The sequence below is a fragment of the Paenibacillus pasadenensis genome, from assembly GCF_002864175.1.
GTDB lineage: Bacteria > Bacillota > Bacilli > Paenibacillales > Paenibacillaceae > Paenibacillus_O > Paenibacillus_O pasadenensis.
Genome location: NZ_NFEZ01000003.1, coordinates 273106 through 297180, shown reverse-complemented (window position 1 = coordinate 297180; position 24075 = coordinate 273106). Strand labels below are relative to the sequence as shown.

General features: G+C 55.2%; 16 protein-coding genes and 2 pseudogenes. 15 read left to right on the top strand and 3 right to left on the bottom strand.

What is annotated here, in order from left to right; all coding sequences use genetic code 11:
- Positions 1 to 58 precede the first annotated feature (58 nt).
- Both B8V81_RS05015 and B8V81_RS05010 read left to right on the top strand, forming a co-directional pair.
- Entirely contained in the window at positions 59 to 649 is a 591-nt protein-coding gene (locus B8V81_RS05015; protein WP_028597608.1) for an ATPase, read from the top strand.
- Positions 650 to 702: 53 nt separating this feature from the next.
- Positions 703 to 1077, top strand: a pseudogene (locus B8V81_RS05010) (sigma-70 family RNA polymerase sigma factor); the annotation flags it as partial.
- Between the two features lie 108 nt (positions 1078 to 1185).
- On the opposite strand, the gene B8V81_RS25645 reads toward B8V81_RS05010, so the two are convergent.
- Positions 1186 to 1401, bottom strand: a complete 216-nt coding sequence (locus tag B8V81_RS25645; RefSeq protein ID WP_255309588.1) for a helix-turn-helix domain-containing protein — start codon at positions 1399 to 1401, stop codon at positions 1186 to 1188.
- A gap of 254 nt (positions 1402 to 1655) precedes the next feature.
- Here B8V81_RS25645 and B8V81_RS05000 point away from each other — a divergent pair, with 254 nt between their 5' ends.
- From B8V81_RS05000 to B8V81_RS04955, 10 genes are all read left to right on the top strand, one after another.
- Complete coding sequence (locus B8V81_RS05000; RefSeq protein ID WP_028597609.1) at positions 1656 to 2630, top strand: Gfo/Idh/MocA family protein; 975 nt, start codon at positions 1656 to 1658, stop codon at positions 2628 to 2630.
- Between the two features lie 54 nt (positions 2631 to 2684).
- A complete protein-coding gene (locus B8V81_RS04995; protein WP_028597610.1) occupies positions 2685 to 4913 on the top strand; it encodes a helix-turn-helix domain-containing protein in 2229 nt (742 codons plus the stop codon).
- A gap of 15 nt (positions 4914 to 4928) precedes the next feature.
- Positions 4929 to 6596, top strand: coding sequence for an extracellular solute-binding protein (locus B8V81_RS04990; RefSeq protein ID WP_101807897.1), 1668 nt, complete (start codon positions 4929 to 4931; stop codon positions 6594 to 6596).
- A 234-nt stretch (positions 6597 to 6830) separates the two neighbouring features.
- A complete protein-coding gene (locus B8V81_RS04985; protein ID WP_101807896.1) occupies positions 6831 to 7799 on the top strand; it encodes an ABC transporter permease in 969 nt (322 codons plus the stop codon).
- A 13-nt stretch (positions 7800 to 7812) separates the two neighbouring features.
- On the top strand, positions 7813 to 8712 hold the full coding sequence (locus tag B8V81_RS04980) for a carbohydrate ABC transporter permease (RefSeq protein ID WP_101807895.1): 900 nt from the start codon (positions 7813 to 7815) through the stop codon (positions 8710 to 8712).
- Between the two features lie 185 nt (positions 8713 to 8897).
- On the top strand, positions 8898 to 10481 hold the full coding sequence (locus tag B8V81_RS04975; RefSeq protein WP_101807894.1) for an ABC transporter substrate-binding protein: 1584 nt from the start codon (positions 8898 to 8900) through the stop codon (positions 10479 to 10481).
- Between the two features lie 102 nt (positions 10482 to 10583).
- On the top strand, positions 10584 to 12074 hold the full coding sequence (locus B8V81_RS04970) for an alpha-L-fucosidase (RefSeq protein WP_244912721.1): 1491 nt from the start codon (positions 10584 to 10586) through the stop codon (positions 12072 to 12074).
- Between the two features lie 39 nt (positions 12075 to 12113).
- Positions 12114 to 14471, top strand: coding sequence for a peptide-binding protein (locus B8V81_RS04965; protein ID WP_101807892.1), 2358 nt, complete (start codon positions 12114 to 12116; stop codon positions 14469 to 14471).
- Between the two features lie 20 nt (positions 14472 to 14491).
- Positions 14492 to 15922, top strand: coding sequence for an alpha-L-fucosidase (locus B8V81_RS04960; protein ID WP_101807891.1), 1431 nt, complete (start codon positions 14492 to 14494; stop codon positions 15920 to 15922).
- Between the two features lie 18 nt (positions 15923 to 15940).
- Positions 15941 to 18280 (top strand): glycoside hydrolase family 2 TIM barrel-domain containing protein, encoded by a 2340-nt coding sequence (locus B8V81_RS04955; protein WP_101807890.1) that lies wholly within the window; start codon positions 15941 to 15943, stop codon positions 18278 to 18280.
- Between the two features lie 365 nt (positions 18281 to 18645).
- Here B8V81_RS04955 and B8V81_RS25640 read toward each other — a convergent pair.
- A pseudogene (locus tag B8V81_RS25640) lies at positions 18646 to 18723 on the bottom strand (IS1096 element passenger TnpR family protein); the annotation flags it as partial.
- A gap of 347 nt (positions 18724 to 19070) precedes the next feature.
- On the opposite strand from B8V81_RS25640, the gene B8V81_RS04945 reads away from it, so the two are divergent.
- Positions 19071 to 19688, top strand: coding sequence for a histidine phosphatase family protein (locus B8V81_RS04945; protein WP_028597618.1), 618 nt, complete (start codon positions 19071 to 19073; stop codon positions 19686 to 19688).
- Between the two features lie 63 nt (positions 19689 to 19751).
- Here the strand turns inward: B8V81_RS04945 and B8V81_RS04940 are convergent, their stop codons facing one another.
- A complete protein-coding gene (locus B8V81_RS04940) occupies positions 19752 to 20612 on the bottom strand; it encodes a helix-turn-helix transcriptional regulator (protein ID WP_028597619.1) in 861 nt (286 codons plus the stop codon).
- A 442-nt stretch (positions 20613 to 21054) separates the two neighbouring features.
- Here B8V81_RS04940 and B8V81_RS04930 point away from each other — a divergent pair, with 442 nt between their 5' ends.
- Both B8V81_RS04930 and B8V81_RS04925 read left to right on the top strand, forming a co-directional pair.
- The gene (locus B8V81_RS04930; RefSeq protein ID WP_028597620.1) at positions 21055 to 22506 is read left to right on the top strand and encodes an RICIN domain-containing protein; all 1452 of its coding nucleotides are present in this window, start codon (positions 21055 to 21057) and stop codon (positions 22504 to 22506) included.
- Positions 22507 to 22683: 177 nt separating this feature from the next.
- On the top strand, positions 22684 to 23739 hold the full coding sequence (locus tag B8V81_RS04925; protein ID WP_101807889.1) for a LacI family DNA-binding transcriptional regulator: 1056 nt from the start codon (positions 22684 to 22686) through the stop codon (positions 23737 to 23739).
- The last annotated feature ends 336 nt before the right edge of the window (positions 23740 to 24075 follow it).

The window sequence follows — 24075 nt, the reverse complement described above, 5'->3', positions numbered from 1 at the left end:
ATGGTTAGGGAGTATAGCAATGGGGAAATAGAACGTATCGAGGATTCGGAGCTCCACAATGAATAGCCCACTTGCAACAATGTTTGTGTTCGCTGGAAACAACGGCAGTGGCAAAAGTACAATTCGCAATCTTATTGTGGATCGTATTGGTGTTAGTATAAACATTGATGCAGATGCACTGGCTCGCGCGATTGATGCGGAACAACCCGAGCGTTACAAAGTAAGTGCCGGAAAAGAAGCAATTAAGATAGTAAGAGATTGTATTCGTAACAAACGGGATTTTTCAATCGAGACGACTTTGGCAGGCGGTAACGTCATTCGTCAAATGCGTGAAGCGAAGAGTAAAGGCTTTGAGGTTGTCATGTTCTATGTTGGATTAGGTGATTATCGATTGAATATCGAAAGGGTTGCCGCCCGGGTGAAAAACGGCGGTCATCATATCCCATCCGAAGATATCATAAGGCGGCACCATACCTCCGTAGAGAATTTACTTGCTCATCTTGATCTTATCGATTATTTAGTTCTGATCGACAATAGTGAGTCAGATGGCAAGATCGTTATGGAGGCCGACCAAAAACGTGTTATTTATCGAGCTGCTGTGCTGCCTGAGTGGGCAAGGAAAGTTGAGAAGCACCTAGATCAGTTCTAATTCAAGAGCGTATAGATGAGATAAATGCTAAAAAAATCATGAACACTAATGACATTAGAATCGAGATCCTCATGCACTTAAGGTCGCTCAAAAAGACGCGCAAGGATGTCTCCCTGCATGATCCGATCGGCACGGACAAGGAAGGCAACGAGATCACGCTGATCGACATCCTCGGCTCGGAGCATGACGACGTCGTGGAGAAGGTGCAGCTGAAGATCGAGAAGTCGAAGATCTACAAAAACCTCGACATTCTCGACGAGCGGGAAAAGGAAGTGGTGATCGCCCGCTTCGGGCTGGAGCACGGCGGAGAGGAGCGCACGCAGCGCGAGATCGCCAAGGAGCTCGGCATCAGCCGCAGCTATGTGTCGCGGATCGAGAAACGGGCGCTCATGAAGCTGTATCATGAGTTTTACAAGGCGAAGAAATAAAGGCCGGCTCGCATGGCCGGATCAAAAGGCCGCTCTCCTGCTTTAAGCGCAGAGGGCGGCTTTTTGCTGCGCTTGCGGCATGAGCCATGCGGGCGGCTGCGAGCGCCGTCAGCTGGCCCCGCCTTCATATCCATATTTCTTTCGGAAATCGCTTGGCGTGATGCCTTCCATCTCCATGAAGACCTTATTGAAGTAACTGGCCGTAGGATAGCCGGATGAAATCGCGACTTGATGAATGGGGCGAGCAGGATGGCTCAGCAGCATTTGTTTGCTTTTCAAAATCCGGCATTTCGTGATATAAGCAAGAGGAGTCGTCCTGGTCACCTTTTTAAAGAGGCTGAAATCCTTTACGCCCGATTCGCGTTGAACATCATGCTCGTCCGGGCTGGTGTATTTGCCGACCGAATGAGGGGAACAGAAGAAGTTGAGCTCATCGCTGTTGTATGTTTCTATTTGCGGCTGTCCAGAACTGATTTATAATTTATGTGAAATTGTAGCATCGTTCCAACTCTAATTGAATGCGCTTACACGAAAGGCGTTTTTATCGGGTATACTTGAAGACTAGGGGGAATCTGAAGATGACGATCAAAATCGGGCTGTTCGGAACAGGAGGATTCGGCAAGATGCATGCCGATCTGCTGTCTGCCATGGACGGCGTGGAGATTAGCGCGATATGCGGCTCCTCGCAACAAAAAGCGGAAAGCATGGCCCGCGACTATCCCAACGCAAGAGGGTACGGCTCCGTGACGGAGATGCTGGATGACCGCAGGCTGGATGCGGCCTATGTCTGCGTACCGCCTTTTGCGCACGCTCATATTGAAGAGTCTCTCGTGCAACGCGATATTCCATTTTTCGTGGAGAAGCCGCTGGCCGCCGACCTCGAAACGCCGACGCGTATCAGGAAGGCCGTGGAGGAGAAGAAGCTTCTCACCTCGGTCGGATACCATTTCCGTTATATGGACGGAACGGCCAGAGCGCAGCAGCTGCTGGAAGATCGGACCGTCGGCATGGCCATCGGCTATATGATGGGAAATATGCCTGGCGTATACTGGTGGCGCAAACAGGAAGGCTCGGGCGGTCAGTTCGTCGAGCAGACGACTCATATCGTAGACCTGCTGCGTTACTTGCTCGGAGATGTCGATGAGGTGTACGCCGCATTCGCAGGACGCTTCATGCATACGAAGGAAGACGGGGTGGAGGTGCCGGATGTTGGAACCGTGACGCTGAAGATGAAAAGCGGCGCCGTCGCGACCATTTCCAATACATGCATGCTGCCGATGGGACATACGGCGGGACTCCATGTGTACACGGACACGGGCGTTCTGGAGGTGAGCGGGACAGGATTGAAGGAATTCGCGGCCGGGAGGACGACGGAATATGCGAGCCGCTCGAATCCCTACGAACTGGAAAACAAGGCTTTCATCCATGCCCTGCGGACCGGAGACGCTTCCGGCATCCTTTCCACCTATAGCGATGCGTGGCGGTCTCAGCAAGCAGCGACGGCAGCTAGCCTGTCTGCATCGACGAACCGGCCGATCAAGCTCCAGGACTGATTGCATCCGGCGCTGATGCGCCTTGCTGACGGAAGCCGAGTAGGGGAGAAGCTCATGAATAAAATATGGCTTCGAAAGATGATCTGGTCCTATATTCCGCTTTTTTTAGTCGTTTTTTCCTTTCTCGCTTTTTTCTTCCTGCAGGCGATGGTGGAGCAAAACCGTAAAAATGCAAAGGAATCCAATGAAGTATTCGCGGCGCAATTGCTGCAATCGGTTGAGGTTTCGTTGAAGACGGTCGACCACATGGTCATTCGGGAGCTTCTGAACAATAAGCTGCTGGCAAGCTACTACGAGGAATCCGACAGCAGCAATGTCGTGCTGAGTTATGAAGTGCTTAAACGCGTGAACGAGCTTAAGCAAGAAGTGTCGCTGATCGATTCTTTTTACCTGTATCGCTATAGCGACGGAACCATATTTTCAGGCAGCATGCAGAACAAGCTCGATCAGTTTGAGGACCGTGAGTTTGCTCGTTCGATGAGCGGCATGTCTGCAAGGCCCAATTGGACGAATATTCGCCGCTATCAGGAGTTCTCGTTCCAGAACCCGAGGCAAGTGATCAGCGTCGTGCATGAAGTGCCGGTCAATTCCGGGACGCAGGGGCTATTTGTCATCAATATCGACATTTCTTCTTTTCGAGCTACGGTGTCCTCGCTCTACAATGAATCCAGTACGTTCGTGAATATATTCGATCGCCAAGGCAACCCGATTTATGCCGACAACCTGCAGCAGGCCCGGAAGGTGATGGCAAGCCTCAAGTCCTCTTATACCGGATGGAGCATTGAGAGCGGGATGAACAGCGGGCTGCTGGCCAGCTCGACGTCCGCATTCTCAAGCGTTTGGTTCGCTGTCGGCGTGCTTGTTTTTATATGCGGGCTGGTGCTCATCATCTACATTACTCGCGCGAACTACAAACCGCTCGAGGAGCTCGTCGTCAAATTGAACCATACGCTGTTCTCGAGCGGCGGTTCAGCCGTCAGCCTGGCAGCAGATGAGTTCGCCTTTATCGAATCTGCCATCAACAACTTTGCCGCCCAGTCGAAGCTGGCGGAAAGGGAGTTCAGCAAGGCGGCTGTTCTGAAACGCAAAAACGCGTTCAGCATCATGATCTACGGGGATCATGAGCAGCGGGACGCCGCCGAGGCGTCGCCGTTCGAGGGATTGAGCTTGCCGACCTACCATGCCCTGAAGGCTGTTGTCATCGAGGTCGACAACCCGGAGCAGACGTTCTTCACCTACAGCGGCCGAGATCGTTCGTTGTTCAAGTTCGTCATCAGCAGCGTCGTCAACGAGATGGTGCAGCAGCGGGGGATGGCGGTGTGGCTGGAATGGACATCCCCGACCCATTTGACCGGCATTCTGTTCGTGGATGAGCAGCAGGACTTGACTCCCATCTATGAATCGATCATCGACTGGGTCGCCAAAAATCTCAAGTTCACGGTAACGATCGGCGTCGGCCGTTCTTCATCCAGCCTCGAAAAGGTGCGATTATCCTATGAGGAGGCCTGTTCGCTGCTTCACTTCAAGGCTGTGCTGGGTACGAACCGCATCATCCGCTACACAGATGCCCAGAATCAGCAGCAGAAGGATGCACATGAACATCTCCGTACGATTCATGAGATTTCCACCGCTTTCCGCCAGGCAGACGAAGGATGGAGGAAGCTTTTCCGAACATTCTTTGACGATATTCGCGCAGACAAGCCCACCAAGGCCGAGATCGTCAAGCTCATGAACTACATGCTGGCCCACTTGGAGCTCCATCTCTCGAGCAGTTCGAGAGAGGAATATCAGATGATTCGACAGGCGCTGGAGGAAGCGCGCCAAAAAATGGAGTCGTTTGATACGTTGGATGAAATGAGCGAGGCGCTATACGTCACGTTGGATGCAAGCGTCAAGAAATTGCAGGAGGTTCGGGAATCCCGCCACCATTATCACATGCTGCAGGACGTGAAGGAGTATATCGAAAGAGAGTATGCGAACCCGGATCTGTCGCTCGATTATTTGAGCGAGAAATTTTCCATCTCCGCGAAATATTTGAGCCGGCTGTTCAAAGAGTCGTTTGGCGAGAATTTTCTTGATTCTTTGATGTCCATCAGGATCGGCATAGCCAAAGAGCTGCTTCTCCAAAATCAGGATTCGGTCCAAGAGGTTGGGGAGAAGGTCGGGTACCCCAATGCAGCTACATTCCGCCGCGTGTTCCGGAAAGTGGAAGGCGTCTCGCCGCAGGACTACCGCAGCCGTTCGCACCATGAGCAGAATGACAGTGCCAGAAGGCAGCCCTAACCTTCCGGGAGGTGGATGATGAAAACAGCTCGCCCTGTTGCCCTGGCGATCATCGTTGGGCTGCTTGTCATAGCGGCCTTGTTTCTCTATTTGAGTCCGCGAGCCGATCGGGCCGACCACGAAGGCGCGGAACAGGCCATATACGGTCCCGGCGAATTTCCGATCGCCGACAGCCGGATAGAGCTTGAGGTATTTGTCGCGTCTGAACCGACGAAGGAAGAGCTGGAGAAGAACCGGTTCACCTCGTATGTGGAACAGAAGCTCGGCATTAAGTTCAACTTCGTGACGACGAGTACGAGCGCTTTGGACGAAGCGGAAGACATCCTGTTCGCCAGCGGCGATTACCCTCCGATCCTCCTCAGCGGCAGCCTTACGACGGATGAGCAAGTCCGTTACGGCAAGCGCGGCATCCTTCGTCCCCTGAATGCGCTTATCGACCGCTACGGCGATCGTCTTCATGAGATTTTTCAGCAACGGCCCGATCTGCGACAGTCGCTGACCGCTCCGGACGGAAACCTATACGCGCTTCCCGCCATCAATGAATGCTTTCATTGCTGGTACGCTCAGAAATTATGGATCAATACATCGTGGCTGGAGCGGCTGGACCTGCCCATGCCGAAAACAACGGATGAGCTGTATCAGGTGCTCCAAGCCTTCAAACGAGATGATCCGAACGGAAACGGACTTCATGACGAAATTCCGTTAAGCGGGGCGGTGAACAGCTGGCATTCGGAGATTACAGGATTTTTGATGAGCGCCTTCATCTACAATACGGATAGGAACTACTTCTATATCGAGAACGGCCATGTCGGCTTAGCCGCCGTACAGCCGCAATGGAGAGACGGGCTTGCCTATATCCATAAATTGTACAGCGAGGGTCTGATCGATCCGCAAGTATTCACGCAGTCCATCGACGGAGTGATCGAAAAAGCGACCCGTCAGGATAATGTCCTTGGCGCCATCACGGTCGGACATATCCGGATGGCGTACAATAACGGCAACAATATCAGGCAGAGCGAATACGAAGCGGTGCCCCCCTTGATCGGTCCTGCCGGCTACCAAGCAGCCGGATTTTTCAGTTCATTTGACCGATCGACCTTTGCGATTACTGACAAAGCAACGGAAACCGAAGCGGCAGCCGCGATGCGGCTGGCTGACTTTCTTCTGACGGAAGAGGCCACGGTACGCAATGAATGGGGGATGGAGGATCTATGGTGGCGAAAAGGAAAGCCAGGCGAATTCGATGAGCATGGACGTCCTGCGAAATACTGGCTCGCGCCAGAGTTTGCCCAATCGGATACGCAGAACGAGATTTGGGCTCAGATGGGCCTGCTCTATCGCGATCGAAACTTGCGCGAATCATGGGCCGTGTCGCAGGATCCTTACTCCATTGTAGGCTACGAACACCGGCTTTATCAGGAGACACAGAACAAGTACGAGGGCAAGGAGCCGGCTGAGGTCTATCCCGATTACATCTTCATGGAGATGGCGGAAGCTCAAGAAGCCGCAAGGCTCAGAATTCCGATCAACGATTACATCCGGTTCAATATGGTTCAATTCATCACAGGCGTAAAGAATGCCGATGCCGATTGGGATGACTACGTAGAAGGGCTGGAAAAATTAAAGCTGGATCGTTACCTCGAGCTTCATCAGAACGCGTATGACTCCTATCGGCAAAAATGAGCGTTAGCAAAGGCCTTGACCCAGAAACCCTTCTGGATCAAGGCTTTTTTCAATCGGCGAATAGTAATCGGCATGTGAATATTGAGCGATACGGCTCCAGAACGCAGCTGGGAAGCGCTTTTAGAATTCTGTGCCGCAAGTGATTTCTGTTCGTTGACGGTCCTCGGGATGATTCGCTAACGTGGAGCCAGACGAACAATTCCGCTTCACGATGAGAGGGGTGTGGTCACAGAGATGGGAACAACCGGGACAGTAAAGGCTTTGCACGACGTTCAAAAAGAAAGTAAAGCGCTGGCTGCAAGACGTCTCTGGAAAGGAATCAAAAGGCATTGGCAGCTGTACCTTCTTGTACTTGCACCGCTGGTCTATTTCATTATTTTCAAGTACATCCCCATGTACGGGGCGCAGATCGCATTTCGCGATTTCAGCATTGTGAAGGGGATTACGGGAAGCGATTTTGTCGGCTTGTCTCATTTCGAAGCTTTCTTTAAGTCGCCGAATTTCTGGCTCCTCATCAAGAACACGATGGGGATCAGCCTCTATTCGCTTCTCATCGGATTCCCTGCTCCAATTCTTCTGGCGCTTGCGCTAAATGAAGTCAGGAGCATGAGGTTCAAGAAAACCGTTCAATTGGTGACGTTTGCGCCGTTTTTTATTTCGACCGTCGTCATGGTGTCGATGCTGATCATCTTCCTTTCTCCCCGTCTCGGGTTTGTCGATCAGATCGTCCAGGCACTCGGCTTCGAATCGATCAACTTCATGGGGGTTCCAGGCTATTTTAAAAGCATTTTCGTCTGGTCGAACGTCTGGCAGAGCATCGGGTACGGCGCCGTCGTCTATTTGGCCGCCTTGGCCGGGATCAATCCAGAGCTCTATGAAGCGGCCAAGGTTGACGGCGCTTCTCGTTTTCAGAAGATTCGGAATGTTGATCTCCCAGGCATCGCGCCCGCTGCCATTATTTTGCTGATCCTGAGCGTGGGACAGATCATGAATGTCGGGTTCGAGAAAATCTATCTGATGCAGAATCCCCTTAATGTAAGCACATCCGAGGTCATCTCGACCTATGTCTATAAAACGGGTCTGCTCGGCGCGGATTTCAGCTTCTCCGCCGCGGTGGATCTGTTCAACTCCGTGATCAACCTGATCTTGCTGATTACGGTCAATTCGATCGCCAAACGCATCTCTGACAGCAGCCTATGGTAGAGGAGGAATTCGAATGAGTCGTGCCCATGCCATCCGAGAGTCGCTTGGCGACCGGATCTTTCTGGCCTTCATCTATGCCTTTCTCATCCTTGTCCTGGCGACCGTCATTTACCCGCTCATCTTTATTGTAAGCTCCTCCTTCAGCTCGTCCGAAGCGGTCGTCAGCGGCCGCGTATGGTTGTGGCCGGTCGACTTCAGCCTGGAAGGCTACAAAGTCATCTTCAGCAACCCCATGATCCTGACGGGATATAAGAACTCGATTCTATATACCTTTTTTGGAGTGCTGGCCAATGTCGTGCTGACGGTTGCATTAGCCTATCCGCTGTCGAGGTCCACGTTCATCGGCCGCAATCTGATCATGATGCTTCTCGTTTTTACGATGCTGTTCAACGGCGGCCTGATTCCGACGTATCTGACGGTCAAATCATTGGGCATTCTCGATTCTCCATTGGCGATGATCCTGCCCGGTGCGATTGCCGTTTTCCAGGTCATCATTGCCCGCACGTTTTTCCAGTCCACCATCCCCAAGGAGCTTGGCGAGGCTGCCGAGCTTGACGGATGCTCGGACATCGGCTTCTTGTGGAGAGTCGTTCTTCCGCTCTCGAAAGCGATCATCGCCGTATTGGTGCTGTTCCACGCTGTCGGGACGTGGAATGCCTATTTCGATGCTTTGATCTATCTGAAGTCGCCTGAACTGTTTCCGCTTCAAATCATCCTTCGAAACATCCTGATCCTCAATTCGGTCGATGCCGGCTCGCTTGTGGACGCCAATCAGTTTGCCGCAAGGCAGGGGCTGCGGGATCTGTTGAAATTCTCGCTTATCGTCGTTGCCACCGTACCGATCCTATGCATTTATCCATTCGTGCAGAAATATTTCGTGCAGGGAATCATGATCGGATCGGTCAAGGGCTGATCCTCGAGGGAGATTTCGAAGGGAGGTGAGGCTTCGAGGTCGGGCTTCGAAGTCAGGCAGCAGGTTCAGGTCTTCGTCGTTTATTCTTCAAGGCTTTTCGTACGCCAATCAAAGGAGGAGTCATTCTGAAAAAGAGAAGTAGAATTGGGCTCGTCACGAGCATCGCGCTGCTGCTTGTCCTGGCGATGAGCGCATGCAGCAGCAACAACGCGGGCAATAACGTTTCTGGCGATAGCGCCGGCAACGGACCGGTTACCTTGGATACCTTCATATCCGTAAATCCCCGCATAGAAGATATCAATACGAATACGATAACGAAGCTGATCGAAGAAAAGGTCCATATCAAATTCAAGTTCGAAGCGGCGCCTAGCGCCAGCGCGGCCGACAAGAAGAAGCTGCTCCTGGCCAGCGGCGATTATCCGTCCGTGTTTCTGTCCGGCGACTTCACCCAGGCGGAACAGATCGATTATGGCCAGCAAGGAGTCCTGCTTCCGCTCAACGACCTGATCGATAAGTACGGCAACGAGATCAAGCGGGCATTCGAAGAAGACCCGGATCTGAAGGCGGCGATTACAGCTCCGGACGGCAACATCTACTCGCTGCCGAGCATCAATGATTGCTTCCATTGCTGGTATTCCCAGAAAATGTGGATCAACAAAGCGTGGCTGGACGAGCTCGGCCTCGAAATTCCGAAAACGACAGAAGAGTTCTACCAAGTTCTCAAGGCGTTCAAGACGCAGGATCCGAACGGAAACGGAAAAGCAGACGAGATTCCGCTCACGGGGGCCTACAATACTTGGCACGGCATTCCTTCTCATTTCCTTATGAACTCGTTTGTGTACGACGACGACAACACCTTCTTCACGATGAAAGACGGCAAGGTAAGCCTCGCCGCAAACCAGCCCGAGTGGAGACAAGGTCTGGAATATGTGAACAAGCTGTACAGCGAGAATCTGATCGACAAGGAAGCGTTCACGCAAAACAACGATGCCGTCATGCAAATCGGCAACAAGGAAGGGGACAATGTGATCGGAGCGGTATCGCTGGGTCACATCGGGATGGCGTTCAATGTCTACGATGGACAGACGCGACATAAAGACTATGTGTCGTTAGCCCCGCTTGCAGGCCCGAACGGTGTCGCGTATGCAGGATACTACAAGGGATACGGCAACGGCGTCTTTGCGATCACGAACAAGGCTACGGAAGCGCAGCAGATCGCTGCGATCAAAATGGCCGATTATATGTACTCCGAGGAATTTGCAATCGCAAATGAGTACGGTCTGGAAGGAAAGTATTGGGAGAAGGCGCAGCCCGGAGAGAAAAACGGCCACGGCGAACAGGCGAAGTACAAGCTTACGCCGGCATTTTTCGAAATCGGCACTACGTTGAACGATCATTGGGACCAGATGGGCATTACCCGCCGCACGCGCGAAATCCGGGAGTCGTGGGTTGTCCCGAACGATCCGCTGACGGCGGAAGGGTTCGAGTACCGCTTGTTCCTGGAGACCGCGAAGAACTACGAGAACAAGCAGCCGAAAGAAATCTATCCGCCTGCCGTCTTCCTGGAGGCGTCCGACGCCAAGCAGGTGAATATGATCAAACCGCAGCTGGTCGATTATATCAACTCGAATATGGCGCAATTCATTACGGGATCCAAGCGTCTGACGGATAGCGAATGGAATGGATATGTGAAGGGCTTCGATGGATTGAATCTCTCGACTTATCTTGACATCTATCAGAAAGCGTATGACCGGTTAGAGGGCAACTAACCGTCCGATTCGAGGAGCGGAAGCGGATGAGGCTTCCGCTCCATGATCGGGCACGCTTGACGAGGACAGCTGCCAATAAGAGAAACGAAGGAGCGGATGGAAATGATCGACAATAAAATCGCAAAAGGTCCTTTTGAACCGACTTTGGAATCGCTTCGGACATTTGAATGCCCGGAATGGTTCCGGGATGCCAAGCTCGGCATCTGGTCGCATTGGGGAGCCCAATCGGTTCCCATGTTCGGCGATTGGTATGCCCGCAACATGTATTATGAAGGGTCGGATCAATACCGGTACCACATCCGGCATTACGGTCACCCGTCTAGATTCGGCTACAAGGATCTCGTTCAGCTCTGGAAAGCCGAGAAGTTCGATCCCGAAGGGCTGATGGACTTGTTCGAGCAGGCGGGAGCGAAATATTTTGTTGCGCAAGCGATGCATCACGACAACTTTTTCAATTACGATTCGAAGCTCCATAAGTGGAATTCGGTCCAAATGGGTCCCAAGAAGGATATCGTCGGCCTGTGGAAGGAAGCGGCTACGAAGAGAGGCCTGCCGTTCGGATTGACGGAGCATCTCGGGGCGACGTTCAGCTGGCATCAGTTGAATAAAGGGCAGGACAAGGAAGGACCGTTCAAAGGCGTTCCGTATGACGGCAATGATCCGCAATTCGAGGATCTGTACTTGCCGAATCGGGAGCATTACGATCCGGACAAGTACGATCTGGATCCGTGGTACACCTCCAACGCCTGGTGGCATCAGCGCTGGTTCGACGTGATGAAAGAAGTGATCGACTTGTACCAGCCGGATCTGCTGTACTCGGACGGGGCCTTGCCGTTCATCAATACATGGGGCAAGTCGGATAACGGACTGGACAACGCCGATTTTGAAGCAGGCCTGCATGCGGTCGCACATCTGTACAATACGAGCGCTGCGCTTAACGGCGGACAGAACAAGGCAGTGTACAACCAGAAGGATCGTAGGAAAGAAGTCTACTCCGTAGGCGTGATGGATATCGAACGGAGTCAGGAGCAGGAAATCAAGCCTGAGCCTTGGCAAACGGATACTTGCGTCGGCGACTGGTTCTACAACGTTAAAACCGTATACAAGCAGCCGGGACATGTCATCGAAATTCTCATTGATATCATTTCCAAAAACGGCAATCTGCTGCTGAATATTCCCCAGAAGCCCGATGGCACGATCGACGACGAGTGCACGCACATCCTGAAAGAAATGGCCCAATGGTTCGCTGTGTGCTCGGAGGGCGTCTACGGCACGCGTCCGTTCCGCGTGTCGGGCGAAGGGACCTCCAGCGTGGTGATCGATCATTTCAAGGAAGACAAGGTGGAATGGAACAGCTCGGATTTCCGTTTTACGCAAAAAGGCAATACGGTCTATGCGTTCCAGATGCGCGCTCCGAGCGACGGTCTCGCTGTGATCCGGTCGCTGACCCCGCAGGATAAAGTGAAGAAGGTGCGGCTGCTCGGCGTAGGAGACGTGCCGTTCCAACAGGCTTACGGCGCTCTGGTCGTATCGCTGCCGGAGCATCTTCCGACACCGTATGCCAATTGCATGGCCATAGAGCTGGAGCATTAGGGACATCGGAAAGAACAGAGACAAAGGGGATCGGTAGGGATGCTCGACGAGAAATGCCTGTACGTTTCAACCGACGGCAACGACCATGCCAGGGGCACGGCGGAGCAGCCCTATGCTTCGATCGGGCGCGCGATGCGCGCCGCCAGGGAAATCATCGCCGCTGGAACACCGGTACGCGTGAAGGTCCATGGAGGCACGTATGACTTGCCGGAGCCGCTTCGGTTCGGACCGGAGGACTCGGGATCAGAGTCCTCGCCGGTCCTGTACGAATCCATCGGAGACGATCCGGCGGTCATTACGGGCTCCAAGGTCCTGCAGCTGGATTGGAAGCCTTATCGCGACGGCATCATGCAAGCGCGTGCGCCAGAGGGACTGGTGCTGGATCAGCTCTACATCGATGGCCGGCTCTACCATATGGCCCGCTACCCGAATTATGACGAAGAGATCCGCATCATGAACGGCTATGCGGCCGACAGCATCCGTCCGGAACGGGCGGCCCGATGGCGCAATCCGGAAGGCGGCTATGTCCATGCCATGCACAGCCATCTATGGGGCGACTACTGGTACCGGATTGCCGGCAAGACCCAGGATGATGTGCTTGAGCTGGAGGGCGGGTGGCAGAACAACCGGCAGCTGGGCATGCACAGCGAATTCCTTTACGTCGAGAATATCGTGGAAGAGCTTGATGCGCCCGGAGAGTGGTACTACGACGACAAAGCCGGCCTCTTGTACGTCTTCCCCTATCCAGGCACAGATCTGCTGACCGCGGAAACGAGAGGCGCTCATCTGCCTCATCTCGTCGAGATCATAGGCACGCCCGGGACAAGCGCACAGCATCTTACGCTCAAAGGCTTTGCGTTCGAGATGACTTCCCGTACGTTCATGGAAAACCGCGAGCCTCTTCTGCGCAGCGATTGGACCGTATATCGAGGCGGAGCGGTACTGCTGCGCGATACGGAGCATTGCTCGATTGCGGATTGCAGCTTCAGGAACCTTGGCGGGAATGCCGTATTCGTGGATGGCCGCAATCGCCATGTCCGCATCACAGGCTGTCACCTGGAGGAGATCGGATCCAACGGGATCGCATTCGTAGGGCGGCCGGACAGCGTAAGAAGCCCGCTGTTCGAATATGGAGAGCGGCAGAAGCTGTCGGAGATCGACCGGATGCCAGGTCCGAAATCGGAAAATTATCCCGGCTCGTGCCTTGTCGAGGATTGTCTGATCACTCGTGTAGGGCGAGTGGAGAAGCAATCGGCTCCCGTTCAGCTATCGATGGCGATGGACATTACGATCCGCAGCTGCAGCATATACGATGTGCCGCGGGCCGGCATCAATATTTCGGAAGGCACGTTCGGCGGGCATCTGATCGAAAACTGCGACGTGTTCGATACCGTGCTGGAAACGGGAGACCACGGTTCCTTCAATTCATGGGGCAGGGACAGGTATTGGCTGCTCGAGGATATGGATATGGATTCCTTGAATGAGAATCCAGGCGAGCCGGACGATCCGCTTCCCGTACTCGATATCGTACGGCCCATCGTCATCCGCCATAACCGGTGGCGCTGCGATTACGGCTGGGATATCGATCTGGATGACGGATCAAGCTGGTATGCCATCTACAACAATCTGTGTCTGGCAGGCGGGATCAAGCTGAGGGAAGGCTTCTACCGCCGGTGCGAGAACAATATAATCGTCAATAATTCGCTTCATCCGCATGTATGGTTCAAGGGCAGCAGAGACATCATCCGGCGCAACATTGTGTTTACGGCGTATGTGCCGATCCGGGTGCCGCAGCCGTGGGGGACAGAATGCAATGACAATCTGCTTCATGTTCCTGGCGCCCAGCCGTCGCCGGCAGACGAGCTCCAAGAAATGAGCGGGCGCGATCAACGATCGCTGGCGGCAGATGCGCAGTTCATCGATCCGGATATCGGCGACTATCGTGTCCGTGACGGATCGCCGGCGCTGGCGCTCGGCTTCAAGAACTTCCCGATGGACGCGTTCGGTGTCCGCAGTCCCCGGCTGAGGAAAAGAGCCAAAACGCCAAGACTGCCGCAGATCGGGGAGAGGACGGGCGAGTCGGGGCGTCTCCACCAGCATTCGCTCTGGGGCCATTGCAAGGTGAAAAACATTGTCGGCCTCGGCGAAGTTTCCGCTTCCGGCCTACCCGATGAGACAGGCGTCCTGATCGAGACGATACCATGGGGGAGCTGGCAAAATGAACGAGGCTTTCAGATCGCAGACGTTGTCCTTGACCTGAACGGAAGCAAGGTGGACACCGTGAACGATCTGCTCGAAAGCTATGAAGCGGTCCGAGAAGGCGAGACGTTCACAATTGCCGTGTTTCGTGGACAGAAGCGGGTCGTGCTCACGATCGACAACGCCAAGAATGACTAATGGAAATGGAGGACAGCACAATGACGAAGGAGCTGATCCGATACGCCGCCCAGATTCGGCCGTCCGAACGCCAGCTGGCCGTGCAGGAATTGGAGTTCTACGCATTCATCCACTTTACGGTCAATACGTATACAGGCAAGGAATGGGGGATGGGGGACGAGGACCCGTCCATCTTCAATCCGGTCGAGTTCGACGCGGACCAATGGGTGGCGGCCTGCACGTCTGCCGGCATGAAAGGACTGATCCTGACCTGCAAGCATCATGATGGCTTCTGCCTGTGGCCTAGCCGCTATACCGAGCACTCCGTCAAAAACAGCCCTTGGAAAAACGGAACGGGCGACATGGTCAAGGAGGTTTCGGAGGCTTGCCGCAGAGCCGGCATTAAATTCGGCGTCTATCTGTCTCCGTGGGACCGGCATGAACCGACCTACGGTGACTCGCCCCGCTATAACGAGCATATGCTCAACCAGCTGACCGAGCTGCTTTCGAATTACGGGGACATATTCTGCGTATGGTTCGACGGCGCCTGCGGGGAAGGGCCCAACGGCAAGCGTCAGCAGTACGATTGGGATGCCTACTATGCACGGATTCGCGAGCTGCAGCCGAATGCCGCGATATCGGTCTGCGGGCCGGATATCCGCTGGTGCGGCAATGAGGCAGGGCATTGCCGGACCTCGGAATGGAGCGTCGTACCGGCCTCTCTCCGAGATAATGAGAAAATCCAGGAGAAGTCGCAGCAGGCCGATGACCGGGAGTTCGCAAGGCGCTACCAGTCGGACGAGAACGATCTAGGCAGCCGTGCCGTCATTCAGCATGAACGCGAGCTCGTGTGGTACCCGGCTGAGGTGAACACATCGATTCGCCCCGGCTGGTTCTATCACGACTTCGAGGACGATCAGGTGAAATCTCTCGATGAGCTGCTGCAGGTCTATTATGGATCGGTCGGCGGCAATGCGACCTTCCTGCTGAATCTCCCGCCGGATCGACGGGGACTCATTCATGAGAATGATGTCGCACGTCTGCAAGAGCTCGGAGACAAGCTGCGCGAGACATTCCGGACGAATCTGGCCATCGGCGCTTCGGCAGCTGCAACGGAGTCGTCGGCAGGCTTCGATGCGGGCAGGCTGCTGGACGGGAACCGGGATACGTTCTGGGCGCCAGAGGAAGGCACGGAGCAAGCGGTTGTCGAGCTCGACCTCCAACGCGAGCAGACCTTCAGCCACGTGGTGCTGCAGGAGTATCGATATACCCAGCGCATCGAGCGTTTCGAGCTCGAATACAAGGATGGGGAGCACTGGAAGCCGTTGTTCGAGGGCACGGTCGTCGGGCATAAGCGCATCTGCCGGTTCCATCCCGTCGCCTCGCGGCATATTCGATTGAAGATCACGGAATCCAGATGGCAGCCGCAGCTTGCCGCATTTGAAATCTATTCATCCATCCCATCAGCTTAAGCGAGGTAATCGAACCTTATGATCAAACAGGACTTGAACCGGCAATGGACCTTCAAATCTTCGCAGCTGCCTTCCGGCATCGTTGATCTGCCGCATGATTTCAGCATCTTGCAGAAACGGGATCCCGATACGCCTGCCGGCATCGGAAACGGATATTTCCCTGGCGGCGTAGGCGAATATCAGAAGAATTTGTTCGTTCCAGTGGAGTGGAGAGGCAAAAAGGTGATGCTGGAGTTCGAGGGCGTATACATGAACGCCACGGTCCGCATCAACAGTCATATCGTCGCGCAGCAGCCGTACGGCTACACCACGTTCCACTGCGACTTGTCTCCTTATCTGATGTACGGGAAGGACAATACGATCGACGTCCATGTCAACAACAGCGCGATCCCCAATACGCGCTGGTACAGCGGTTCCGGAATCTACCGCCCTGTATGGCTGATGGTCGGCGAGCAGGTTCATATCAAGCCATGGGGCGTATTCGCAGCCGCTCAGGAAGTCTCTGCCGAGTCTTCGACGACAGCGGTCAGGACGGAAGTCGAGAATAGCGGCGAAGCAGCCGCTGCGGCCATCGTACGCTCGACGCTGCTCGATGCTGCCGGATCTGCCGTAGCCTCTCACGAGGTCGAGGTGCAGATTCCAGGCAAGTGTTCGATCGAGGCCAGTCAGACGCTTGTCGTTGAGCCGGCCCGGTTGTGGTCGGTGGAGGATCCCTATCTCTACACATTGAAAAGCGAGGTCTTGCTGGAAGGCAAGGTCGTGGATCTCGCGGAGACAAGCATCGGGATCCGTTCCATTTCCTTCGATGCCCGGCAGGGGTTCCGGCTTAACGGCGTTCCGACGAAGCTCAAGGGCGGCAACGTCCATCATGATACCGGATTGCTGGGGGCGGCCGCTTACGGCCGTGCCGAAGAACGAAAGATCGAATTGCTGATGGCGAGCGGCTACAATGCCGTACGATGCGCCCACAATCCGCCGTCGCCAAGCTTTCTGGATGCCTGCGACCGTCTAGGCATGCTGGTGATGGACGAAGCGTTCGATGTCTGGCGGGAAAGCAAGGTGACCAACGACTACCATCTGTATTTTGCCGACTGGTGGGAGCGGGATCTGGCCGCGATGGTGCTTCGCGACCGCAATCATCCCAGCATCATCCTGTGGTCGACAGGCAACGAGATCGGCGAGAGGGACGGCCGCTCGGACGGTTATGCCTACGCCCGAAAGCTGGCCGACTATGTCCGCTCGCTTGACGATACCCGGGCCGTAACGAACGGCATTTGCTGGGTCGCTTCCCTGCGCTTCTCCCCGATCGGCATCGATCCCTCGGCGATCCCCGAAGGGTTCGACTACTGGGGCGAGACGACCGAGAGCTATGCGGAGCCGCTCGATGTCGTAGGCTACAACTATGAGCAGAAGCGCTACAAGAGCGATTCGGTCAAATACCCGGATCGAGTCATCTGCAGTACGGAGAACTACCTGATGGATTCGCTGGAGTACTGGATGACGGCGGACGAGCATCCGAATGTCATCGGCGATTTTTATTGGACCAGCTTGGACTATCTCGGTGAAGCCGGAGTCGGAGCGGTCCGATACGGCGGCGAAAAGGAAGTCATCCGCTATCCATGGCATGTGGCCTACTGCGGCGATATCGACATCTGCGGCTTCAAGAGGCCGCAGTCGCATTATCGCGACTGTGTCTGGGAAATCGCGAAGGCTCCCTACATCGCGGTGTACAAGCCGGAACACTACGGGAAAAATCCTGTGCTGTGGGGCTGGTCCTGGCCGGATGTGGTCCCGTCCTGGACTTGGCCCGGCTATGAGGGGAAGCCGACCGTCGTGGAAGTGTACAGCACGGATGAAGAGATCGAATTGTTCCTCAATTCAACATCGCTAGGCCGGCAGGGAGCCGGCAAGCCGAACAAGTACAAGGCGGCATTCGAGCTGCATTACGAAGCCGGAGAGCTGCTGGCCGTAGGCTATCGGGCAGGAAGCGAGGCTTCCCGCACCGTGCTCCGAACCGCAGGGGCGCCTGCCGCCATCCGCCTGACGCCGGATCGAAGCCGCTTGAAAGCCGAATTCGGCGATCTGTCTTATATCACGGTCGAAGTGGTCGATGCATCGGGAAATGTCGTGCATGACGCAGCCGACGATATTTATTTCACCGCGTGCGGAGCCGGTACGCTGATCGCTGTCGGCAACAGCAATCCCGTCAGCGAAGAGATGTATGTCGGCCATCGACGCAAAGCCTATGAAGGCCGGGCCATGGCCGTCGTACGGGCTGATGGCGAGTCCGGGGAGATCGTCTTGACTGCGATGGCCGAAGGGATTCCTGCCTCTACGGTTGCGATAGCGGTAGGCTAGATTGAAACAGAAGCGCCGGGAGATTCTCCCGGCGCTCTTTAGGCTTGGGCGGATGCGCCGCAGCACGGTTGAAGCGCAGCGGCCTGCTCTCTCTAGGCGCGGAGGGCGGCTGTTTTCTGTTCATGATGGCTCGAGAATAATCAACTTCACTTCAATGGATTCCAACTCTCCATTCTTCCTGCCGCGCATAAGTCCTTCGCCTAAATCCATCGTAATTGAGCATACAGTTCGGCCAAGTTGTCATGAATGCCCCAGCCGATTCCTGCTGTTTTCGAAACAACGGCTTCGAGGCGCTCCTTGATTTCGTCGAACCATTCGGCCGTTTCATCGTCGTTCACTTGATCTCGGCATACACTGACGCGATGTTAAAAATGGTAGTTTTCCCATCCCATGAACGTTTGAATGATCTTGTGAAGCTGATGAAACGTCACGTCCGGATGAAATTGAAACTCCCGTCAGATCTTCGGGGTGATTTCATTGAGCTCGATCCTGCATCTATAAACCATGATCGCATTCTCCTTTCAAGTAGTCTGGGGATTTTAACAGACCCACTGTATACCAGAAGGGATTGGGATGGATGGAAGATAGAGTGAAAACTAAGGCTTCTCCAAGGATGTCATCGATGGAGTACCAATAGTATAAGATGCACAGATCCGAAGCCATGAGCTAGCCCCGCGATCCCGGCCGAAAGCCGTCTAGCAAGAAGCCAGCGGATCTCGAAATGTATTTACATGTCCATCTAATTAGATTAATATCGAAATAGATAATGGGAATGGAGGAAATTCTGACGATGAAGACGACTTTTTTTCTTGTTCGGCATGCAGTCAAGGAAAAAGCGATGGGCGATGTCGGCTTGACCTCTGAAGGGATCGAGCAGGCCCAATTGACGGCGGTGCATTTAAGTCGATTTCCAATTGACGCCGTAAGAACAAGTCCTCTGCAAAGAGCAAAACAAACCGCACAGCATATCGCCTCGATGACAGGCGCTAAATTGGCGGAGGATAATCGTTTGCGCGAGCGGGTGAATTGGGGCGATGCCCCCGGCCAGACTTTCGAACAGTTCATAGAAATGTGGAACCGCTGTACTAATGAGCCGGACTACAGGCCAGAAGCCGGCGATTCGGCAAAGGAGGCGGGCGCGCGTTTAGCATCGGCATTATCTACGTTGTCAGAACAGAGTCCGCCGGGAAGTCATATCGTAGTCGTCACTCACGGGGGAATCATGACGGATTTTTCCGTTCACTTTCTCCCCCAAAACGATCTCGAGCTATGGCATCCTCATTTTGTATCCAAGCAAAGCGAGCTGATTCCTGAATGCTCAATTACGACGCTTATCATTGAAAATGGGGAGTGCCGGATAGAGGATTTCGCATCCGTCGTCCATTTGAAAGCAAAAAATGGCCGATAAAGCACGCTACGTGGCAAACGAAGCTTCTATGCAATACGGCAGCCGACGTCCTGTCTCCTCTTCTCACGAAGTAAACTGCTTCCGGAACTTGAGCGGCGAGACGTTCGCGAACTGCTTGAAGCAGCTGGAGAAATACGGCGCGAACTGGAAGCCGACCTGCTCCGCGATTTTGGCGATGGGCCAGTCGGTCTTCAGCAGCAGCAGCTTGGCCTGCTCCATGCGGTAGTCATGCAAATATTCCATCGGCGTGCAATGGTAGATCTCCTTCATGCACCGGATGACATAGTTCGGATGGTAGTGCAGCGCCTCCGCGAGCGATTCGTTGGTCAGCGGCGATTGGTAGTGCTGCCGCAGATACGCCTCCGTCTGCTCGGCGAGCCGCACGATCGGCGAGCTCTTTTTGCCGCTGAACCGCTCCTCAAGCAGCTTGAGCAGCTCCATGAACAGCTGCTGCTCGTTCCAGAACGCCTCATGCCGGAGCTCGCCGGAATAGGCGAGCAGCTGGTTCAGATGCCGCTCGGCCATCGACAAGTCGACGGACGTCGAATATTGCCGCATCCGGATCGAATACCGGTTTTCCCAGGCGTTCCGCGCCGAATGATAGGGACTGGAAGCCGTCTCCGCCTGGACGGCCGCTCCGGCATAGTCGAAGTGGATCCAGTAGAAGACGGTCTCCTCCGCGCACGGCTTGACCGCATAATGGAATCGGTCCGGCAGGAGCAGCAGCGTCTGGCCCGAAGAAACCTCCCACTCCCGATCGTCCTCGCCGATATAGAGCGTTCCCTTGACGACCCACAGCAGGTCGAACAAGCCGAGATGGCGGCGGCTCGGATGCTGCTCGCCCGGCTGCAGCGTCGCCCGGCCGATCGCCACATAGTGGGGGATCGGCGGGACCTCCATGACGACGAGATTCCGTTCGTTCATCTCCCCACCCCTTGGTCTCGTTTGGTCGTTCGCAATCCATTTGCTAGAAAAGATACCCTTAAACGCTTTCATAGTCAACTCGAGCCGCGCGGTCTGCGCCGAGGGCCTGCCCGCGGTAAACGCCGGAAAGCCTCGACATACGCAGCTGCTGCTGCGGGATGCCGAGGCGGAGGCTTGCGTTCGCGAAGCGGCAGCCCGGAACGGAGATCAGCCTTTGATCGATCCGATCAGGACGCCTTTGTAGAGGTACTTTTGCAGGAACGGGTAGACGATCAGCACCGGCAGGGTGGAAAGCCGCGTTTGTTCATAAAAGACAGAATTGTATACTGGAACAATCGACTGTATGCGCTTACAGTCGTGGGGGAGGAGGTGAAGAACCGCCGTGTTCCAAGGGGAATATCGCCCCGTCTCTAGACTCATCTAAATAAAGAGGAGGAATGAAATGATGACTGGAGGAAAGAGGATCGTTTTGCTCGCGCTGATGCTGCTGATCTCGGCGACGATCGGGTTCATGCCGCTGGGCAGTACAGGGGAAGCGGCTGTCGTGGGCGTCACGAACGGCATCGCCTTCAAGAATACGAGCGGCGGAGTCGTCCACGCTCATGGCGGCGGCATGATCAAGGTAGGTGCCTACTACTACTGGGCGGGGGAGAATCGGGACGGAACGAACTATGTCTCGCTCTATCGCTCGACCGATCTCAAAAACTGGGAGTTCAGAGCAAATATTTTGTCCAAGTCGTCCGCCGCGGAGCTGGCGACCGCAAATATCGAGCGTCCGAAAATCATCTACAACGCGGCGACCTCGAAGTACGTCCTGTGGGCGCATAAGGAAAACGGAGTCGATTATGGAGAAGCTCGCGTAGCGGTCGCTTCCTCCTCTTCCATCGAGGGGCCGTACACGTATCACGGCAGCTTTCGCCCGCTCGGCTACGATTCCCGGGACATGACGGTGTTCAACGACAACGGGACCGCGTATCTGATCTCCGCGACCCGGGTCAACGCGGATCTGAACATCTATCGCCTGACGCCGGACTTCCTCGGCGTGGAATCGCTCGTGCAGACGCTGTGGCCGGGATCGTACCGCGAGGCGCCGGCTATGTTTAAGCGCGGCTCGACCTACTTCCTGATCACTTCCGGAGCGACCGGCTGGAGCCCCAATCAGGCGAAGTACGCGACAGCGTCCAGCATCAGCGGCTCCTGGAGCGCACTGGCGAATCTCGGCGACTCGACGACCTTCGGCTCCCAATCGACCCATGTCGTTCCGGTCGAAGGTTCTTCCGGAACGTCCTATCTCTATCTGGGCGACCGCTGGGCGGGGGCCTGGAGCAGTCCGGTCAACGACTCCAAGTATGTGTGGCTGCCGCTAAGCTTCCCATCCTCGACCACGCTGTCGATGAGCTGGTATCCGAAGCTGAACATCGACGCGGCGGCAGGCACGGTCGCGGGCGTGCCGTTTTCGGTCAACTCCAACGTCAATTATGAGCTGGTGAACCGCAAGAGCGGCAAGCTGCTGAACATCAAAGAAAGCTCGACCGCGACAGGCGCCGACGCGGAGCAGCGGGCCGACGGCAACCTGGGCAGCCAGCGCTGGCGGCTCATCGACGCCGGCAGCGGCTATTACAAGCTGCAGAACCAGAACGGCGGCCTGCTGCTCGGGCCGACGGGCGGCGCTTCAGCGGACGGCACCGCGCTGGAGCAGTGGACCGATGGCGGCTGGACCAGCCAGCACTGGCAGCTGATCGACGCCGGCGGCGGATTTTTCAAGCTGACAAATCGGGCCACGGGCAAAGTGATCGACGTCTCATCCGGCTCGCTCGTTGACGGCGCGAACGTCATCGGCTGGACGGACAACAACGGCGCGAATCAGCAATGGCAGATCGTAGAAGCGAATTGAGCCTTGCATAAACGATGGAGCATCGAAGCGGCACGCGCCTTTCTGGCGCGTGCCGCTTTTTTCTCTAAAGGGAAAAGAGCAGAAGCAGCCGGGAAAGAGCTTGCACGCAAGGGCTGGCGATGCTACGATAATGCAACCGATTTCAAATTGGGTTGAAGGAAAGGGAGAAGTCCGCCAATGAAGACGGTCACCGTCTATGATATCGCCAGAGAGGCCAACGTCTCGGTAGCGACCGTTTCGCGGGTGCTGAACAACACGGCGCCGGTCAAAAAGGAAACGAGAGAGCGCATCAGCGCGCTGATTGAGAAATACCAGTTCCAGCCGAATGCTCTGGCCCGCAGTCTGATCCGCAAGGAGACCGGCATGATCGGCTTCATTTTGCCGGACATCACCAATCCTTTCTTTCCGGAGGTGCTGGCGGGCTTCGACCGCGAGGCGCGGAAGATGGGGTATACGTACTTTTTGTGCGACACGTTCTCGACCAACGAGGAGACTCTCAATCAGTACGAGCGGGAGTCCCAATATATCAGCCTGCTGATGGAGAAGCAGGTCGACGGCATCGTCATGCTCGGCGGGCGCATCGATCTGTCGCGACCGGATCCCCAGATGATTCGCGAAGTGGAGGAAGCGGCGCGGCGCGTTCCGTTCCTGCTGCTCAACGGAAGCCTGCCGCAGGTCGGGCTGAACCGCGTCGCCACCGACCAGAAGCTCGGCGCCGTGCTGGCGACGCAGCATCTCCTCGAGCTCGGGCATCGCGACATCGCCGCCGTCGGCGGCTATTCGGCGATGAGCAATACGCAGCAGCGGCTGCAGGGCTTCCGCTCTGCGATGAGGGAGAACGGCCTGCAGCCGCGCAAGGAATGGATGCTGCAGGACGGTTTTTCGGTCGAGGCTGGCGTGGAGTTCACCTCCCGGCTGCTCGCCATGAACCCGCGTCCGACCGCGATCTTTTGCCTGAACGATCTGGTTGCGATCGGAGCGCTCAAGGCGGCGAGCCGCGCCGGCGTGCGCGTGCCCGAGGAGCTGTCGATCATCGGCTACGACGACATCCAGTTCGCTGCCAACAGCATCCCGGAGCTGACGACCGTATCGCTCAAGGCCGCCGAGATCGGCCGCCTCGCCGCCGAGACGCTGCATCGGATGATCGGGAAGAAAAAGGTGCCGAAGCTGCTTTCGGTCCTGCCCGAGCTGGTCGTGCGCCAATCGACGGCCGCCGTCCGCAAGGGGGGATGAGCGCCCCCCGGCTCCCCCTGCTCATCGGCAGGAGCGGGTACGGAGAGCGCGCGGCAAGGGACATTCCTAAAAAATTTTACTGACAGCGATTGACATCCACGAGGCCGCGGACTAGAATGACATTATCCAAATGAAACCCCTTACAAAAAAACGGCATCGATTCGAATTCCTCTATTTCACTTCCTTATCTATGAAACCCATTACATAAAAATCATTGAGATCGATCCTGTGAAGGAAAAAGCATCGGATCTATTTCAACGAGGCTGTACCGTTTCTGCTCCTGGCTTGATTCCGATGGGAAGCAATTCGTTCTAATCTTTAGTGAAACCCGTTTCA

Coding starts and splice junctions, on each gene's coding strand:
- B8V81_RS04995 (WP_028597610.1), top strand. CDS start 2,685: ATGAATAAAATATGGCTTCGAAAGATGATCTGGTCCTATATTCCGCTT.
- B8V81_RS04925 (WP_101807889.1), top strand. CDS start 22,684: ATGAAGACGGTCACCGTCTATGATATCGCCAGAGAGGCCAACGTCTCG.
- B8V81_RS04940 (WP_028597619.1), bottom strand. CDS start 20,612: ATGAACGAACGGAATCTCGTCGTCATGGAGGTCCCGCCGATCCCCCAC.
- B8V81_RS04955 (WP_101807890.1), top strand. CDS start 15,941: ATGATCAAACAGGACTTGAACCGGCAATGGACCTTCAAATCTTCGCAG.
- B8V81_RS05015 (WP_028597608.1), top strand. CDS start 59: ATGAATAGCCCACTTGCAACAATGTTTGTGTTCGCTGGAAACAACGGC.
- B8V81_RS04975 (WP_101807894.1), top strand. CDS start 8,898: ATGAGCGCATGCAGCAGCAACAACGCGGGCAATAACGTTTCTGGCGAT.
- B8V81_RS04960 (WP_101807891.1), top strand. CDS start 14,492: ATGACGAAGGAGCTGATCCGATACGCCGCCCAGATTCGGCCGTCCGAA.
- B8V81_RS04980 (WP_101807895.1), top strand. CDS start 7,813: ATGAGTCGTGCCCATGCCATCCGAGAGTCGCTTGGCGACCGGATCTTT.
- B8V81_RS04970 (WP_244912721.1), top strand. CDS start 10,584: ATGATCGACAATAAAATCGCAAAAGGTCCTTTTGAACCGACTTTGGAA.
- B8V81_RS04945 (WP_028597618.1), top strand. CDS start 19,071: ATGAAGACGACTTTTTTTCTTGTTCGGCATGCAGTCAAGGAAAAAGCG.
- B8V81_RS04965 (WP_101807892.1), top strand. CDS start 12,114: ATGCTCGACGAGAAATGCCTGTACGTTTCAACCGACGGCAACGACCAT.
- B8V81_RS04985 (WP_101807896.1), top strand. CDS start 6,831: ATGGGAACAACCGGGACAGTAAAGGCTTTGCACGACGTTCAAAAAGAA.
- B8V81_RS04990 (WP_101807897.1), top strand. CDS start 4,929: ATGATGAAAACAGCTCGCCCTGTTGCCCTGGCGATCATCGTTGGGCTG.
- B8V81_RS05000 (WP_028597609.1), top strand. CDS start 1,656: ATGACGATCAAAATCGGGCTGTTCGGAACAGGAGGATTCGGCAAGATG.
- B8V81_RS04930 (WP_028597620.1), top strand. CDS start 21,055: ATGATGACTGGAGGAAAGAGGATCGTTTTGCTCGCGCTGATGCTGCTG.